Source organism: Litorimonas taeanensis, assembly GCF_003634015.1.
Taxonomy (GTDB): domain Bacteria; phylum Pseudomonadota; class Alphaproteobacteria; order Caulobacterales; family Maricaulaceae; genus Litorimonas; species Litorimonas taeanensis.
Window position 1 is genome coordinate 541,914 of sequence record NZ_RBII01000002.1, and the last position, 15,941, is coordinate 557,854.

Sequence of the window (15,941 nt, forward strand, 5' to 3'; positions counted from 1 at the left end):
AATGACTGAACTACAACGTGATAAAATCTTTGAACCCTCTGGCGTTCAAGGCAAATTAAAAGTCGTCCTGCACGATGTGTCTGGCACATTGTTACGCGCTCTTGGCACAATAGAACGCCGCGGTTATGACTACCGGGATGTACACTGTACACAACGCGTCGATGGCGATTTTGACTTGCTTGTACATGTTGAAGATACAGGCGGCCCGAATGATTTGCACACTCTCTGCCTCCAACTGGAGCGACTGTATAATGTCGTCTCCGCCGAGCGCGTTGGACGACGGACAAGAGCTGAGCACGCAGGGTAAATCATTTAATTTAACAGACATCATTATGACCAATCACGTCAAAATTTTCGACACAACTTTACGCGACGGCGAACAAGCGCCAGGCTTTTCTATGACTTCAGGCCAAAAACTGAAGATGGCGAAAGCGCTCGAAGGTCTGGGCGTCGATATTATGGAAGCAGGGTTTGCGGCAGCATCTCCCGGTGATTTTGAGGCCATTAAAACCATCGCTACAGAAGTCAAAGACTCCATCGTTTGCTCTCTCGCCCGATGTAATGAGGGCGATATTCGCGCAAGCGGCGAAGCCATCAAACCTGCAGCAAAATCAGGGCGCGGCGGACGTATTCATACCTTTATTGCAACCTCTCCGCTCCACAGAGAATTTAAGCTTAAAATGTCTATGGACGAGATCGTGCGCCGCGCCACTGCCGGCATTGAGCTCGCCCGGCAATATACTGATGATGTTGAATTTTCTTGTGAGGACGCGATCCGAACGGAACGAGATTATCTTAAACGTGTTGTCGAGGCCGCTATTAAAGCCGGCGCGACAACGATCAACATACCCGACACGGTCGGTTATACAACGCCAGAAGAAATCCAGAGCCTGTTTGAATTTTTGGCGTCTGACATTGAGGGTGCGGACAGCGTAACCTTCTCAGCCCATTGCCATGACGACCTTGGCCTCGCCGTTGCGAACTCTCTCGCCGCCGTGCGCGGCGGCGCGCGGCAAGTCGAATGTGCCCTTAACGGCATTGGTGAACGCGCAGGTAATTGTGCCCTCGAAGAAGTTGCCATGGCACTTCGCACGCGGAAAGATTTCTTTGGTTTATCAACACAGTTAAAAACTGAGGGCCTTTATGGGGCGTCAAAACTTCTAGCGACCATAACCGGCAACCCTGTTCCACGTAATAAAGCCATCGTCGGCAAGAACGCCTTTGCCCATGAATCGGGTATCCACCAACACGGCGTTTTGGCGAACCGTGAAACTTATGAAATTATGAAACCCGAAGATGTCGGAGTGAGCACCGACAACCTTGTTCTCGGGAAGCATTCAGGACGTGCTGCGCTTAAAAATCGAGCGGAAACATTGGGTTTTGAATTGGGTGACAATCAGCTTCAATCACTTTTCGTTAAATTCAAACATTTGGCCGATGAAAAAAAAGAAGTCTTCGATGCTGATATCGAAGCCTTGATATTGGGCGAGGCTGTTGGTGAAATTGGGCCTTGGGCTTTGGAAAGTCTATATGTTTCGGCAGGGTCAGATGACGGGAAACGCCCCGTCGCCACGGTCAGACTTCACCATGAAGATGGTCGCAAAGAGACATGGAGCCAAGAAGCGGCAGGGCCTGTAAACGCAACCTTCCTCGCCATTTCACATATTACCGGCCAACCATTACACCTTGATAGTTTCTCTGTTCAATCTGTCACAGAGGGCGAAGACGCTATGGCCGAAGCCTCGGTAATGGTCAGCACTGAGTTTTCTAGCTATCATGGTCGCGGTACGAGCACAGATACAGTCCTCGCAGGAGCCCGTGCTTATCTTGATGTAATCAACCGTATCGAACGGCGCGCAGACAGACAAAAATCCATTGCTGCGCAACATTAGGGTGATTTATGACACAAACTCTCTTTGATAAAGTTTGGAACAGAAACGTTGTTGTTCCAGAAAGCGATACGCAGCCCGCTACACTTTATATCGGGCTTCACCTGATCCACGAAGTGACATCACCGCAAGCCTTTACGGTTCTGCGCGAACGTGGCCTAAAAGTCCGGCGTCCTGATCGTACTTTGGCAACCATAGATCACTCTACGCCGACTCTCATTAATCCTGACGGCTCTCGGCCATACGTCACCGAACAGGCGGAAAAACAAGTCCAAACACTCCTCGCCAACGCTAAGGAATACGGCATTGAAACACATGGGTGGGATAGCGATAATCGCGGCATTGTACATGTCATGGGGCCAGAGCTTGGCGCCACGCAGCCCGGCATGACAATTGTTTGCGGAGATAGCCATACATCTACCCATGGCGCCTTTGGTGCAATTGCTTTTGGAATCGGGACGACACAGGTCGGCCATGTCTTAGCCAATCAATGTATCCTGATGCGAAAACCCAAAACAATGGCTATCCATGTAAACGGAACGCTTCAAGACGGCGTTACGCCCAAGGATGTTATCCTCGCTATTATTGCGAAGATTGGCGTCGGTGGCGGCACAGGTTACGCGCTGGAGTATTGCGGTAATGTGTTCCGCGAAATGAGCATGGACGGCCGTATGACGGTTTGTAACATGTCTATCGAAGCGGGCGCACGGTGCGGCATGATCGCCCCTGATGAGACCACATTTGCATATTTAAAGGGCCGGAAATTTGTTCCCGAAAACTATGCGGCCGCCTGTAAAGATTGGGCCTCTTTGGCGACAGATGAGGGGGCGGTATATGATAAAGAAGTTCATTTACGTGCCGAAGACATCAAACCCATGGTAACATATGGCACCCATCCTGGCATGGGCATTTCAATTGATTCTCTTGTTCCTGCGGCCGCAGATGATGCTGATGAAAGCGCTTTACGTTATATGCAATTAAAGGCGGGGCAAACTATAGCCGGCACTAAGGTTGATAAGGTCTTTATCGGGTCTTGTACTAATTCACGAATGGAAGACCTTCGCGCCGCTGCAAATATTTTCAAAGACCGCCGAGTCGCTGAAAATGTCACCGTTATTATTGTACCGGGATCCGTCTTGGTAAAAGCACGTGCCGAAGAAGAAGGCCTTGATAAAATTTTCATCGCAGCGGGTGCTCAATGGCGAGAGGCTGGATGTTCTATGTGTCTAGGCATGAACGGCGATATTGGGCAACCCGGAGATTTGATCGTATCGACATCAAACCGCAATTTTGCGGGCCGCCAAGGCCCGGGCGTTCGAACGGTTCTTGCCTCCCCGGAAACGGCGGCGGCCGCAGCGGTGACGGGCGTTATCACTGACCACAGAACATTAGGAGCGGCAGCATGAGCTTCAAACCTATGACCGTCGTCACATCGAAAACAGTCGTATTACCTGCGGCCAATATCGATACAGATCAAATTATGCCTGCCCGTTTTTTAACGATGACAACCAAGTCTGGGCTCGGCAAACACCTTTTCAACGATTGGCGCTACGATGAGGACGGCTCAGAAACCGATCATAAATTAAATAGCGAAGCAGCAAAAGCCTGCGAAATTCTTGTCGGCGGTCACAATTTTGGCTGTGGCTCTTCACGTGAGCATGCGCCTTGGGCCTTGACGGATTACGGATTTAGAGTCGTCATCAGTTCAGAAATTGCGGATATATTTCGAGGTAACTCATTAAAGAATGGCCTGCTGCCAATTGTGATTGATAAACGCGCACATGCATGGTTACTGGAAAACCCCAGTGCAGAGGTCACTGTTGACCTAGAGAACTGCGAAGTAAGGCTGCCCCGCAATGGCGGCACCTATAGTTTCGAGATTGATAGTTTTTCACGGCATTGCCTGATGGAAGGCGTCGATGAAATGGGCTTTCTTCAAACACAAGGTGACGCCATTACGGCTCATGAAGAAAAAATAAGTAATTAAATATGACCACTTTGAATTTTACTTACCTACCAGGTGACGGGATAGGCCCCGAAGTAGGGGATGCCGCTATTGCTGTATTACGGGCGATTTCCGATAAATTTGGCCATACGTTATTACCTGAGTTTCACCTGATTGGCGGCGCCGCGATTGACGCTGTAGGCCAACCTCTACCCGCAGAAACTTTTGAATCTTGCGAGCGTACAGGTGCCATTTTATTGGGCGCCGTTGGCGGCCCGAAGTGGGACCATTTAAAAGGGGCAGACCGACCCGAACTTGGTTCGCTTTTGCCACTCCGCAAAGAGCTCAACCTTTATGCAAATATTCGTCCCTGCGCACCTTTTCCTGCGTTGATTGATAATGCGCCCTTGAAACGTGAAAGGCTCGAAGGCGTGGACTTTGTTGTTATGCGAGAGCTCACGGGCGGGATATATTTTGGTCAAAAAGGCCGTGATGTAAATGGGGCTTATGATGAGTGCCGTTACTCTGAAGCTGAAATTCGGCGCATTGCTATCAAAGCTTTTGATTTGGCTGCAACGCGTAAGAAAAAAGTAACTTCAGTCGATAAATCTAATGTGCTTGAGACGTCACGCCTTTGGCGCGAAACCGTCATTGATGTGGCGACAAACTACCCTGATGTTGAACTTGAACATTTACTCGTCGATGCCATGACGATGCACATGCTTACCCACGCGCAAGATTATGATGTAATTTTGACTGAGAATATGTTCGGCGATATTTTAACAGATGAAGCTTCTGTCTTATGCGGATCAATGGGCGTCATACCTTCTGCGTCTTTATCTGATGGCAAAACAGGCATGTATGAGCCTATTCACGGCAGCGCCCCAGACATAGCAGGTGAAGGAAAAGCCAACCCTATTGCCATGATATTATCCGCCGCATGGATGCTCCGTTTATCCTTTGGTTTAGACAAGGAGGCCGCCCTTATCGAAGCCGCTGTAGAGGCCGCTTTGGAACAAGGGCAAACCACAGGTGACCTTGGCGGCACACTGACGACCGCGCAAGTGGGCGACTGGATAGCGAGTCATGTCAGCCAATAAACCGCTCATTGACCTGCATGAATTAAAGGCCCGTATTGAATCCGCTAATGTTTACGCATTGGCCAAACGGACGGGCTGTGAACTTGCGCCCAAATTAAGCCTCGAACTTGGACGCAATGTTTGGCTGAAGCGAGAAGACCTACAAGATGTCTTTAGCTTTAAAATACGCGGTGCGACGAACCGCATAGCCGAGCTCACAGATGAAGAACGCGCCTGCGGGGTCTGTGCTGCGAGTGCAGGAAATCACGCACAAGGTATCGCAACCGCCGCCGCTTATTATAATACCAAAGCCATCATCTTTATGCCCGTCACAACGCCGGCCATCAAAGTCGCTGCCGTACAAAGCCATGGCGCCGAAACACGGCTGGTCGGCGATAGCTATGATGCGGCATGTGAAGCCGCGATTACCTATGCGCAAATGTCGGGCGCCGTTTTCATTCACCCTTTTGATGAGATTTCAGTTATCGCAGGACAAGGCACTGTTGGCCGCGAAATATTAGAGCAAATGCCCCGCACACCAGATGCCGTGTATATCCCCGTTGGCGGCGGTGGTTTAATATCGGGCGTGGGGGCTTGGGTTAAATCTGTCTCGCCCAACACCAAAATCATCGCTGTTGAGCCCGAAGGCGCGCCGACACTGCTGACCTCACTTGAGGCCGGTCAACCCACCACACTTGAAAGCGTAGATAGTTTTGCGGACGGCGTAGCGGTCAAGCGTATTGGTACGCATACATTTGATGTCGCACAGCGCCTCGTTGATGAAGTAATATGCGTTTCGAATGATGAAATTTGCGCCGCCGTAAAAGATGTTTTCGAAGCCACCCGAACTGTTGTTGAACCCGCAGGGGCTCTCGCCCTCGCGGGATTGATTAAACACACACGTTTGGGACAGGCGCCCGAAGGGGATAGCGTTGTAATTTTATCTGGGGCGAATGTAAATTTTGACCGTATTGGTCATATCGTCGAACGCGCTGAACTTGGGGCTGGAGAGGAAATGCTCTTCGCTGCTGCCATTCCAGAAAAGCCCGGCGCTTTTCTGAATTTCTGTAATGCCTTAGGGCGCCGCGCAGTAACAGAGTTTAATTATCGCTACACTGAGAGCGACACGGCACATGTATTAGTCGGTATCAAAACGCGTGATTTACAAGACAGAGAGCAAGTCACTGCTGACATGGCCACACATAATATCTCTATCACGGATTTATCTAATGACCGCCTCGCCAAACGGCATTTAAGACATATGGTCGGGGGCCGCACAAGCACGTCCATTGCAGAGGTCATATATCGGTTTGAATTTCCAGAACGCCCCGGCGCGCTCACTGATTTTTTAATAGCATTAGACGATCGATGGAATATTAGCCTCTTCCATTACAGAAATCACGGCAACACAACTGGCCATGTTCTTTGCGGCTTTCAAGTCCCCAAAGGAGATATGGAAGCTTTGGAAGAAAGCTTATCAAAAACTGGCTATCCAATGTCTGAGGAAACAGACAGCAAAGCCTATGAATATTTTTTAAGAGCTTGAATATGATTAAGCGGGTATAACACCGCGCCGCGTTTTATAAGTGAATTGCCCCGCATCATTTCGGCGACGACTCAGCAAACCTCGCCCTTTTAGGCAATTTAAATGCGCGATGCTTTCGCCCACGGCCATGATGCGATTGCCATCCGTTATTTCACGTCGAAACAATACCGAATACACGCCCGTAGCCAATCGCGGCGTTTGGCAGTGTTCCAGCAAACGCAAAAGCGCTTTTTCATGATGTTCAATTAATTTATCGAGCCGTTTATGCGCGCCGCGGAACGGAATACCATGGGCGGGCCCGATTAAAACGTTCTCGGGCAATTGCGCTTTTAAGACATGACAGGATGTAATCCAATCTTCCAACGGGTTACCCTCGGGTTCCGTTGGCCACACGCTAACATTTGAACTTATATTCGGTAAAAGCTGGTCACCAGTTAGGCACAAATTGAGCTCAGGGCAGTAAAGACAAGCGTGTTCGGGCGAATGACCAGCGCCAATAATAACGCGCCATTCACGGCCCCCTATTTTGCCTAACTCTCCATCAACCAAGCGGTCATAACTTTGCGGCAATTCAGTAATGGCTTTACCAAACCCGCCAAAACGCTGTTTATAAAGTTCAATCTGACCGTCCGTAAAGCCCGCCTTTTTATAAAACCGTAAACTTTCTGGTGGGGCTGCGCGGCCTGTATCTGCGGCCATAAGGCGGCAGAGAAAATACTCCCCCCGCGTCATTAAGAGCGGCGCGCCGAAATGGCGACAAATCCATCCTGCCAACCCTGTGTGGTCTGGGTGTAAATGCGTGCAAATAACGCGGTTCACCGGGCGGCCACCCATCAGATGTTTAAAGTGCTTCTTCCAAATTTCTTTACTTTCCCGATTGCCAATACCTGTGTCGACAATGACCCAACCATCGCCATCACGAAGCGCCCAAAGGTTGATGTGATCAAGGCCCGACATAGGCAAGCCGAAACGCAGCCAAAAAACTCCATCCGCTATTTCTTGCACATTACCCGGCTGAGGTTTTTCTTCTGTTATAAAATCTAATTTTAAACCAGATGTACTCCCTGGAACCAGAGATTGGTCTTGTGGGGTGTTTTTAGGGACTTGGTTCATACGTCTTCTTAAGCGGAAAAGATTGAGATATCTATATCACATTCTGAATTTCAGATATTCAACTGACGAATTGGGAGTTGTGGCTTCCGGTCACACGGGGCGCAATGGTGACCGGAAGCAAGGTCGCGATCCGGAGACCGTCAACATATCGGCTATAGGGCTGTTCTATTTCATTGTCACCATTCAAGACTGCAGACTCACTATTTTGTGATGGTTTTATTGCAGTACTGCGCCCTAAACCCCACAGTTTTATTCATGAACGCCAATGCGTCACTTTAGATTCAACGTCAGGTCGCGCACGTTCTGTCGAAGGCAATTCAGGCGTGCCAATATAAATATAACCCGCCAGCTGTTCCGAATCATTTAGACCCAAAGCACGGTTCACACCCGCATCATAAGCGTACCATTCAGTGAGCCATTGCGCCCCAAATCCAAAGGCCTGAGCCGCAAGACATAAATTGAAACACGCCGCGCCAGCTGATAATTGCTGTTCCCACTTCGGCGTCCCGCGTGGGCACTCTACTGGCGAGGAAATGACGGCCACAACAAGGGGCGCGCGCATCAATCTTTGTCCCTCAAAAACCGTTCTGTCCAAAGGCGCCTCAGGATTATCTCGCATAAACGCGGCGGCAATATGCTGTCCAAAATCAGCTCTGGCTTTGCCCTGAAAAACGACAAAACGCCAAGGCGCTAACTTTCGGTGATCGGGCACACGGGCTGCGATCTCTAAGAGCGCGTTTAACACTTCTTCCTTTGGCCCTGGTTCAGCCATAACTTTCGCCAAATTTGACCGCCGAGTTTGCAAGAAGTCTAGAACATCCGTGCTTTTTGACGGCAAAGGGTAAGTTTTCAATGTTTCTGTCATGGAAGGTCTCTAAACAAACTAATTAGGCCAATATACTTTCTGCTCTGTATCACCTTAAAGGATTAATGTCATTCAAACCTCTGGCAAAGCTTGTCTTTGTTCACAGTCAAAACACCATATAAGATTCCTCTGCATGATATCCGAGCATTGAAAATTTATCGGTAGGTCTATTATCTAACTTGACGTTGCGGGCCCTGTGCAGAAGATATAACCCTCCGAACAAATGCGTATTCATCATTTAAGGTAAAGCGATTATGACAGCTGAAGATAAATTAAAGTCCCTTGGTCTTTCACTGCCCGAAGCAGCGGCGCCTGTCGCTAATTATGTCCCCTATGTTATCAGTGGGAATTTAGTATTTATCTCAGGCCAAATTTCAAAAATCGGCGATGAGGCTATTGGCGGGCGTTTAGGCGAAGACCTAGATATAGAACGCGGGCAATATGCCGCCAAACTTTCAGCGCTGAATTTAATCGCCCAAATGAAGGCCGCCTGCGGCGGGGATTTAAATCGCGTCAAACGCATCGTGAAACTGGGCGGCTTTGTTCAAGCAACACCTCAAGCCACCCAAGCCGATATCCCGAAAGTAATCAATGGATGCTCGGATCTGATGGTTGAAGTTTTTGGCGATGCAGGGCGACACGCGCGGTTTGCCGTCAGTGCGCCAAGCTTACCTTTAGATGTCGCTGTCGAAATAGATGCGGTAATCGAGATTACAGAGTGAAGACCTAAATTTAAAATTATAAAAAATGAGAGGCCTAAAATTAGGCCTCTAAATTGTAACTCTTCACTATCGGCCAAAATGAATTAAGGCGCAGACACTTTAGGCGGCGCCGCTTTATCAAGCTCAAACGCAGAATGCAGGGCGCGAACGGCGAGTTCTGTATATTCTGCATCAATCAAGACTGAAATTTTAATCTCTGACGTTGCAATAACTTTAACGTTAATATTCCGCTCGGCCAAAGCCTCAAACATTGTTTGCGCAACCCCTGTATGTGACCGCATACCAATCCCTACAACAGACACTTTAGTGACATCTGAATCAGATTTCACAGCTTCAAACCCAATAGATTGCTTCGCGGCCTCCAGTGCGGCCAAGGCTTTATCCAAATCGCGCTTACCGACTGTGAAAGTTAAGTTTGCGGCACTATCGCTTTTTGAAATACCCTGAACAATCATGTCCACAATAACATTGGCATCTGCCATGGCCTTACAGACCTTTGCGACCATTCCGGGCTTGTCTTTTAAGCGTAGTAAAGTGATTTGCGATTCATCGCGTGAATAGGCAACGCCGCTTACAACACGTTCTTCCATGGTTTCGTCCTCATGACAAACTAAGGTCCCGGGATTGGGGTCGCCAACTTCGGCCATGCTCGTCAGCACCCGTATTGGCAAATTATTATTCATAGCCAATTCAACAGAGCGCGTTTGTAATACTTTCGCGCCCAATGAAGCCAGCTCTAACATTTCTTCAAAGGCGATACGGTTTAAACGCCGCGCATCTTTGGCAATTCTTGGATCTGTTGTATAAATTCCATCAACATCAGTATAAATATCACAGCGGTCAGCTTTCAAAGCCACAGCAAGAGCAACCGCAGAAGTATCAGACCCTCCGCGCCCCAAAGTCGAAATTCGACCTTCTTCGTTAACGCCTTGGAACCCCGCAACCACGGCAATATTGCCAGCTTTCATAGAAGGTCCAATAGCTGAACTTTCAATCTCAGCAATACGCGCTTTTGAATGCGCCATATCGGTGCGAAGAGGTATTTGCCAACCCAACCAAGAGCGGGCTCTCAGACCTCGCCTGCGCAGGGCAATCGCCAATAAGCCAGAAGTTACTTGTTCTCCGCTGGCAACGATAGAATCATATTCATCTTCGATGGCCGTACCTTGATTGGAATCAGCGTCCAAAGCATCCACAAGGGCGACAAGCCGATTTGTTTCTCCGCTCATAGCAGAGACAACAACAGCGACCTCGTTCCCCTCTTTGGCTTCTTCAGCAACTAAAGACGCCACATGTCGGATGCGTTCTAGGTTGGCGACGGATGTGCCGCCGAATTTCATCACAATACGAGCCATGAGAAGGGGTATCTACCTTAAATAAAATCAGACGCTTACATACGCGGAACAGCAGAATTTTCAACACTTTCCTACTCTAAATCTGCGGATTGCATTGTCTCTGCGGTTTTAACTTTCTTCAAGAAATGAATTATGTGCAGAGACCTCTATGATTGCTAAATTTACCCCCCTCTGCTAGGCGCGGCAGAATGAATGACCGCCCACATAAACCGCGCCCTCGAAATACCTCGTCAGGCAAAGGCTTTTCGCCCCATGGGCGCAAGCGCGGAGACGATAAACGACGCGACGACAATCGAGGAAATGACCGACGTCCTGCCTTTATAGAGCGCCCCCTAAGCTCAGCACAAATGACACGGCAATGCGCGGCTTCGGCCGTTCGAAACGTTAAACAAGATGGCCTGCCCTTGGAAACTGTCTTATCCGCCCTGCCAGAATATAATGACCTTGATCCCCGCGACAGAGCTTTCGCCCGTCTAATCGCCGCGACAACCTTTCGCCGTGCAGGGCAAATAAAAGCGGCCTTGAAACCGCTTATTCGCAAAGCACCACCCGCCTTTATTCAAGCCGTCCTTGAAACGGCCGCGGCTCAAATTCTGTTTCTTGGCACGCCTGCTCATGCGGCCGTTGGGGAAACCGTAGAGCTATTGAAAGCGAAGAAAGCTACAGCTGGTTTTGCTAATATGGCGAATGCTGTCTTACGAAAAGTGGTAACAGATGGCCCGCGCCTCGCAGGTGCCGAAGCACCGCGAGCAAATATTCCGGGATGGATCAGAGGGGCATGGGAGCGTAGCTATGGAAGGCCCGCTGTACGCAAAATCTCTCTGCAGCTTATAAAAGACCCTCCTTTGGACCTAACACTAAAAGATGAAACAAAAGCCAACACAGACAAATGGGCCGAAACCTTAGGCGGCAAGGCTATATCTCCTGGGACGGTTCGTCTGCCAAACATTGGTAATGTCGCGGCGCTAGAAGGCTATTCCACAGGTGAATGGTGGGCCCAAGACATAGCGGCAAGCTTACCTGTTCGGTTTCTATCCGATCACCTCGAAGGCAAACTCCAAGATAAAGCCGTATTAGACCTCTGCGCAGCGCCCGGCGGTAAAACTCTTCAATTGGCTGCAATGGGCGCCAAGGTAACGGCCCTGGACAAATCTGAAACTCGGTTGGAACGTCTTCATGAAAACCTAGAACGGACACAGCTCAAGGCCAATGTCGTTTGCGCGGATGCCCTAGAATGGGAAACGCAGGACCGTTTTGATATTATTTTACTAGATGCGCCCTGCACAGCCACGGGCACATTCCGCCGTCACCCTGATGTGCTTTATAACCGCACGCCTAAAACTCTCAGCCAACTTGTTCGATTACAAGACAAATTGCTGCCGAAAGCAGCAACTTTATTAAAGCCGGGCGGGCTCTTAGTGTTTGCAACCTGTTCGTTACAACCAGAAGAAGGCGAGCCGCGCGTGATTCGCTTTTTAGGAGAAAGGCCTGATTTTCGCCCTATTTCCATAGTAGCATCAAAGCGTATTGAAGCGTTGAAAGACGCAGAAATCGGGTTGGGCGTGCGAACTTTTCCCTATTTTCAGAGTGAAAATGGCGGAATGGATGGCTTTTATATGGCAATCCTGCAGGCCTCGCTGGAAAAATGATGTGGAAATTTAAAAAACACACATTTTTTGTATAATTTAGACCATGTTAATAAAAACTTGGTCTAACCTTTGCAGGAATGCCTTGGTGATGTTTCAAAATGGGAGGCTCAAAATGAGCACGCAAACTTATTTACGCGCTTCAGCGATTACCGCGTTAAGCACTTTGGCTTTTGCCGCAACGGTTTCAACCGCAAGTGCTCAATCTAGCCGCTATGGCGATGTCTACAGCTATGAGAGCGCTCAAAACTGTGGCACTACATGTACACAGACACCTCATAACGTCGAGCGTTATGAATCTTCACGTTACGGTCACTTAGCCACGGCACCGGTTGTGCAACACGGCCCGATGATCGGTAATGCAGGTTACGTTGATTGCGGTTACGCATCACCTGTCGCAGTTGCGCCAGTTGGATGTGCGGCGCCGGCGCCTGTCTATGCACAGCCAGTTCAGACATATACTGGGCCAACAACAACTTATACCGAATCTTATGCGCAATATGGTTCTGAGCCTGCAAATTGCCCTGCAGGTACTTCGCTGCAAGCGGATGGTACATGTCTTCAAGGTTCAAGCTCTTACAGCTCAACAACCACTTACTCAGCGCCTGTAACATCGACTTATACAGCGCCGACTACGACATATTCTACAACAACTTCAGCCGCTGATTGCCCTGCTGGCACAACAATGCAAGGCGACGGTACATGTATGCAGCACAGCTCAAGCTATTCATCTGGGACGACATACTCTAGCGGAACAACCTACACAGGAAGCACCTCTAGCTATAGTTCTGGATACAGCGCTTCAAACGTATCTTGCCCAGCTGGTACAACACAGCAAGCTGACGGAACCTGCCTACAAAGCGGAAGCACATATACAAGCAGCTCAACGACAACCTATTCAGGTGATGCTGGCGCAACTTATGGCTATTCTACTGGGAGCTATAGCTCATCAGATTACCGTCCAATCCGTAAATAAAATGGTTTAGCCTTTTACGAAGATTTAGAATTTTAGACCCGCCTTGAGCGGGTCTTTTTTATGGCCACATAGTTGTCTCTCGAGACTAAACGAAGGCACTCTTTCTTGTCGCTTTTACGCGCAGGTAAACAGAGCGATAATAACAGAGTGGCTCCACACTTATCTTGCGTGAATTTCTTGCGGCTGATAGGAAAGAATACATTTAAAAAAGAGCTGTCTTCATGCCGCGTTCTCAACCTCCATTAATTTCCCCTTCAATTCTTTCCGCTGACTTTTCAGCCCTAGGCCAGGCCGTCAAAGATATTGATATCGCAGGGGCGGATATGATCCATATTGATGTTATGGATGGTCATTATGTGCCCAATCTTACCATTGGGCCAATGGTCGTTAAGGCCCTTCGTCCGCACACAACCAAACCTTTTGATGTTCATTTAATGATATCTCCCGTGGATACGTTGATACCTGCGTTTATCGAAGCTGGAGCTGATATCATCTCTATCCACCCCGATTCCGGCCCGCATTTGCACCGTAGTTTGCAATCCATCAAATCTGCAGGAAAGAAAGCTGGTCTTGTACTCAATCCGGGCACGCCTGTTGATGTTGTTGACCCCGTTATAGACCTTCTCGATCTTATCTTAGTTATGAGTGTAAATCCGGGTTTTGGCGGGCAAAGTTTCATTGAATCCCAAGTCGATAAAATCAGACGCCTCCGTAAAAAAATTGACGCGACAGGCCGTGACATTATTCTAGAAGTTGACGGAGGGGTTAACCCGAAAACGGCTATAGATTGTATTGAGGCCGGTGCAACAGCACTTGTCGCAGGCAGCGCTGTATTCAACGGTAGTGGCAGTTATGCCGAAAACATTGCGGCCATTCGCGATGCAAATAGATCCACGACAAAGGTTGCTTAAGGTAAGAGAATCGCGCCCGTGTCTACTGTTCGCATATCCACGCCTCGTTTGTTTTTCAGGGCTGTTTCAGGAAAACTGAAATCTCTTCGCTCTGGGTTGACGGAACCTTTGCGGCCTATGCGCCTCAGGGCTGGCCGGCCTGGAGCCTTTCATGTCATGACACCCGGCTATCACTATGGCGACAAAAAAATCGGGCAAGATATACTCTCTGGTCAGTTTAACTATAGCGGCCAATCTGTCGATGTCGGCTCTCAAGGGGACCCTTGGACCGTCAATATGCCTTCGGTCTCTTATGCCGCTTGGCTGCATAGCTTTACATGGATGAATGACCTCCTATCCGTAGGGCCCAAAGCTAAGGGTAAGGTCGAAGAAAAAGCTGCCGCCATTCGTCTGCGGGGTTTAGTTGATAACTGGATTACCCATTATGGGCAGTGGAATAATTTCAACTGGGACACAGCAATATTAACGCCGCGTCTTTGGTATTGGATGGTACATTGGTCCCCTGTTTTGTCATCGGACAATGCCAGCGCAAAAGCGGCAACACGGCGCGCGATAGTTATGCGTCAGATGAAATATTTGCGCCAACATTATAAACCCCTGCCCTCATCCTTTCTCAAACTTCAAGCGGCCGCCACCCTCACATTATTTGGAGCCCGGCTAACTGAAAAGTCTGACGGTTATCTTGCCCGTGGGTTGGATTGGCTGGACGATGAAATTGAAAAGCAAATTTTACCTGATGGCGGCCATATATCGCGCAATCCAGAGACGACCCTGAATTGCTTGGACGTCCTTTTGACCCTAGACCTTTTATTGGCGGATAGAGGCGTCGAAGGCTCCCGCACTCTCAGCCGTGCAATCGATAGAATGGTGCCAATGGTAGCCTTTTTCTGTCATGGGGACGGCGCTTTAGCCTGTTTTCAAGGAGGCGGGCCCAATGATGCGAACCGCATTTCAACCATTTTACAAGCTGCCCCGGGTGAGGCGAAACCCTTTGCATATGGGCATCATACAAAATATCAACGCTTGGCGGCAGGGCAAACCATACTCATTCTTGATGGGGGAACAACGCCGCCCGTAGGTTATGATACAGAAGCTCACCTAGCGCCTTTAGCCTTAGAAATATCAACAGACCTTGGGCGTTTACTCGTCAATTGCGGGTGGAATGAAAGCCAAGCTCTAGGTTGGCGCAGACCTATCCGCTCATCCGCAGCGCACTCTACCTTAACGCTTGATTCAAGCTCCCCTGGACAGTTACTTCCGAAAAACTGGATGAGTAAATATTGGGGGGAAGCTGTGCTAAAAGAAGCCGGCCCCGTTAAAGCCCAACACAAAGAACAAGAGGCAGGCATCTGGGTTGAAAGCACCCATAGCGGTTATGTGCCTAGCACGGGCCTAGCGCATCGGCGGCGGCTCTTTATGTCTACGGATGGCATGGATATTCGCGGTGAAGATAGTCTTTATGTTCCGCTCGGTCATTCACCGCTTTCACGAGAAGAACGCCCCTTTGACATACGGTTTCATTTTCATCCAGATGTACGCGTCAGCTTAAGCCAAGATCAATCTAGCGCCCTTATCGTCCATAAAGGTCAGGCAGGTTGGCGGTTTCGAACGGATGGCGGCCCTCTTACCTTAGAGGACTCCGTTTATCTGGGCGAGGGCCATAAGCCCGTTAAATGCCAACAACTTGTTATCTCAGGGCGAGCCCTTTCTGATAATGACGGCGAAGGCCGTACCAATCGTGTACGCTGGTCTTTCCGGCGGCTCGAAAATAGGCATTAAAGCGCTTAATACGCTTAGAATTACCCCCTATTCCAATTGTCTAGATGCGAAAGGGTTTCCCTTTATCACACGCCATGTTAGGGGCGCGGGTAAATTCATAGCCGCTTCGGTTTCG

14 protein-coding genes are annotated in these 15,941 nt (G+C 49.2%); 11 read left to right on the forward strand and 3 right to left on the reverse strand.

The window, feature by feature from the left end; genetic code table 11:
- Position 1 precedes the first annotated feature (1 nt).
- The 6 genes from DES40_RS10505 to ilvA are packed head-to-tail and all read left to right on the forward strand — an operon-like array spanning position 2 to position 6,459.
- Positions 2-307: an ACT domain-containing protein gene (locus tag DES40_RS10505; protein WP_121101807.1), complete on the forward strand. Its 306-nt coding sequence runs from the start codon at positions 2-4 to the stop codon at positions 305-307.
- A gap of 25 nt (positions 308-332) precedes the next feature.
- Positions 333-1,892, forward strand: coding sequence for a 2-isopropylmalate synthase (locus DES40_RS10510; protein WP_121101810.1), 1,560 nt, complete (start codon positions 333-335; stop codon positions 1,890-1,892).
- Between the two features lie 8 nt (positions 1,893-1,900).
- Positions 1,901-3,295, forward strand: a complete 1,395-nt coding sequence (gene leuC / locus DES40_RS10515) for a 3-isopropylmalate dehydratase large subunit (protein ID WP_121101813.1) — start codon at positions 1,901-1,903, stop codon at positions 3,293-3,295.
- On the forward strand, positions 3,292-3,876 hold the full coding sequence (gene leuD, locus DES40_RS10520) for a 3-isopropylmalate dehydratase small subunit (RefSeq protein ID WP_121101816.1): 585 nt from the start codon (positions 3,292-3,294) through the stop codon (positions 3,874-3,876). The genes leuC and leuD overlap by 4 nt, the downstream gene beginning before the upstream one ends.
- Before the next feature lie 2 nt (positions 3,877-3,878).
- Entirely contained in the window at positions 3,879-4,934 is a 1,056-nt protein-coding gene (gene leuB, locus DES40_RS10525) for a 3-isopropylmalate dehydrogenase (RefSeq protein ID WP_121101819.1), read from the forward strand.
- Positions 4,921-6,459 (forward strand): threonine ammonia-lyase, biosynthetic, encoded by a 1,539-nt coding sequence (ilvA, locus tag DES40_RS10530; RefSeq protein WP_121101822.1) that lies wholly within the window; start codon positions 4,921-4,923, stop codon positions 6,457-6,459. Before leuB ends, ilvA begins: the two co-directional genes overlap by 14 nt.
- A gap of 6 nt (positions 6,460-6,465) precedes the next feature.
- Here ilvA and DES40_RS10535 read toward each other — a convergent pair whose 3' ends face one another.
- Together DES40_RS10535 and DES40_RS10540 are read right to left on the reverse strand one after the other, a co-directional pair.
- Complete coding sequence (locus DES40_RS10535; protein WP_121101825.1) at positions 6,466-7,572, reverse strand: MBL fold metallo-hydrolase; 1,107 nt, start codon at positions 7,570-7,572, stop codon at positions 6,466-6,468.
- A gap of 253 nt (positions 7,573-7,825) precedes the next feature.
- Entirely contained in the window at positions 7,826-8,437 is a 612-nt protein-coding gene (locus DES40_RS10540; protein WP_121101828.1) for a nitroreductase family protein, read from the reverse strand.
- Positions 8,438-8,691: 254 nt separating this feature from the next.
- Here DES40_RS10540 and DES40_RS10545 point away from each other — a divergent pair, with 254 nt between their 5' ends.
- The gene (locus DES40_RS10545; protein ID WP_121101831.1) at positions 8,692-9,159 is read left to right on the forward strand and encodes a RidA family protein; all 468 of its coding nucleotides are present in this window, start codon (positions 8,692-8,694) and stop codon (positions 9,157-9,159) included.
- A gap of 83 nt (positions 9,160-9,242) precedes the next feature.
- On the opposite strand, the gene DES40_RS10550 is transcribed toward DES40_RS10545, so the two are convergent.
- On the reverse strand, positions 9,243-10,514 hold the full coding sequence (locus tag DES40_RS10550; RefSeq protein WP_121101834.1) for an aspartate kinase: 1,272 nt from the start codon (positions 10,512-10,514) through the stop codon (positions 9,243-9,245).
- A gap of 188 nt (positions 10,515-10,702) precedes the next feature.
- Between DES40_RS10550 and DES40_RS10555 the strand changes: the two genes are divergently transcribed.
- From DES40_RS10555 to DES40_RS10570, 4 genes are all read left to right on the forward strand, one after another.
- The gene (locus DES40_RS10555; protein ID WP_121101837.1) at positions 10,703-12,163 is read left to right on the forward strand and encodes an RsmB/NOP family class I SAM-dependent RNA methyltransferase; all 1,461 of its coding nucleotides are present in this window, start codon (positions 10,703-10,705) and stop codon (positions 12,161-12,163) included.
- Positions 12,164-12,275: 112 nt separating this feature from the next.
- A complete protein-coding gene (locus tag DES40_RS10560; protein ID WP_121101840.1) occupies positions 12,276-13,136 on the forward strand; it encodes a hypothetical protein in 861 nt (286 codons plus the stop codon).
- 221 nt (positions 13,137-13,357) lie between these two features.
- Complete coding sequence (gene rpe, locus DES40_RS10565) at positions 13,358-14,047, forward strand: ribulose-phosphate 3-epimerase (RefSeq protein ID WP_121101843.1); 690 nt, start codon at positions 13,358-13,360, stop codon at positions 14,045-14,047.
- Between the two features lie 18 nt (positions 14,048-14,065).
- Positions 14,066-15,826: a heparinase II/III family protein gene (locus DES40_RS10570; protein WP_121101847.1), complete on the forward strand. Its 1,761-nt coding sequence runs from the start codon at positions 14,066-14,068 to the stop codon at positions 15,824-15,826.
- Positions 15,827-15,941 lie beyond the last annotated feature (115 nt).

Coding starts and splice junctions, on each gene's coding strand:
- DES40_RS10505 (WP_121101807.1), top strand. CDS start 2: ATGACTGAACTACAACGTGATAAAATCTTTGAACCCTCTGGCGTTCAA.
- DES40_RS10510 (WP_121101810.1), top strand. CDS start 333: ATGACCAATCACGTCAAAATTTTCGACACAACTTTACGCGACGGCGAA.
- leuC (WP_121101813.1), top strand. CDS start 1,901: ATGACACAAACTCTCTTTGATAAAGTTTGGAACAGAAACGTTGTTGTT.
- leuD (WP_121101816.1), top strand. CDS start 3,292: ATGAGCTTCAAACCTATGACCGTCGTCACATCGAAAACAGTCGTATTA.
- leuB (WP_121101819.1), top strand. CDS start 3,879: ATGACCACTTTGAATTTTACTTACCTACCAGGTGACGGGATAGGCCCC.
- ilvA (WP_121101822.1), top strand. CDS start 4,921: ATGTCAGCCAATAAACCGCTCATTGACCTGCATGAATTAAAGGCCCGT.
- DES40_RS10535 (WP_121101825.1), bottom strand. CDS start 7,572: ATGAACCAAGTCCCTAAAAACACCCCACAAGACCAATCTCTGGTTCCA.
- DES40_RS10540 (WP_121101828.1), bottom strand. CDS start 8,437: ATGACAGAAACATTGAAAACTTACCCTTTGCCGTCAAAAAGCACGGAT.
- DES40_RS10545 (WP_121101831.1), top strand. CDS start 8,692: ATGACAGCTGAAGATAAATTAAAGTCCCTTGGTCTTTCACTGCCCGAA.
- DES40_RS10550 (WP_121101834.1), bottom strand. CDS start 10,514: ATGGCTCGTATTGTGATGAAATTCGGCGGCACATCCGTCGCCAACCTA.
- DES40_RS10555 (WP_121101837.1), top strand. CDS start 10,703: ATGAATGACCGCCCACATAAACCGCGCCCTCGAAATACCTCGTCAGGC.
- DES40_RS10560 (WP_121101840.1), top strand. CDS start 12,276: ATGAGCACGCAAACTTATTTACGCGCTTCAGCGATTACCGCGTTAAGC.
- rpe (WP_121101843.1), top strand. CDS start 13,358: ATGCCGCGTTCTCAACCTCCATTAATTTCCCCTTCAATTCTTTCCGCT.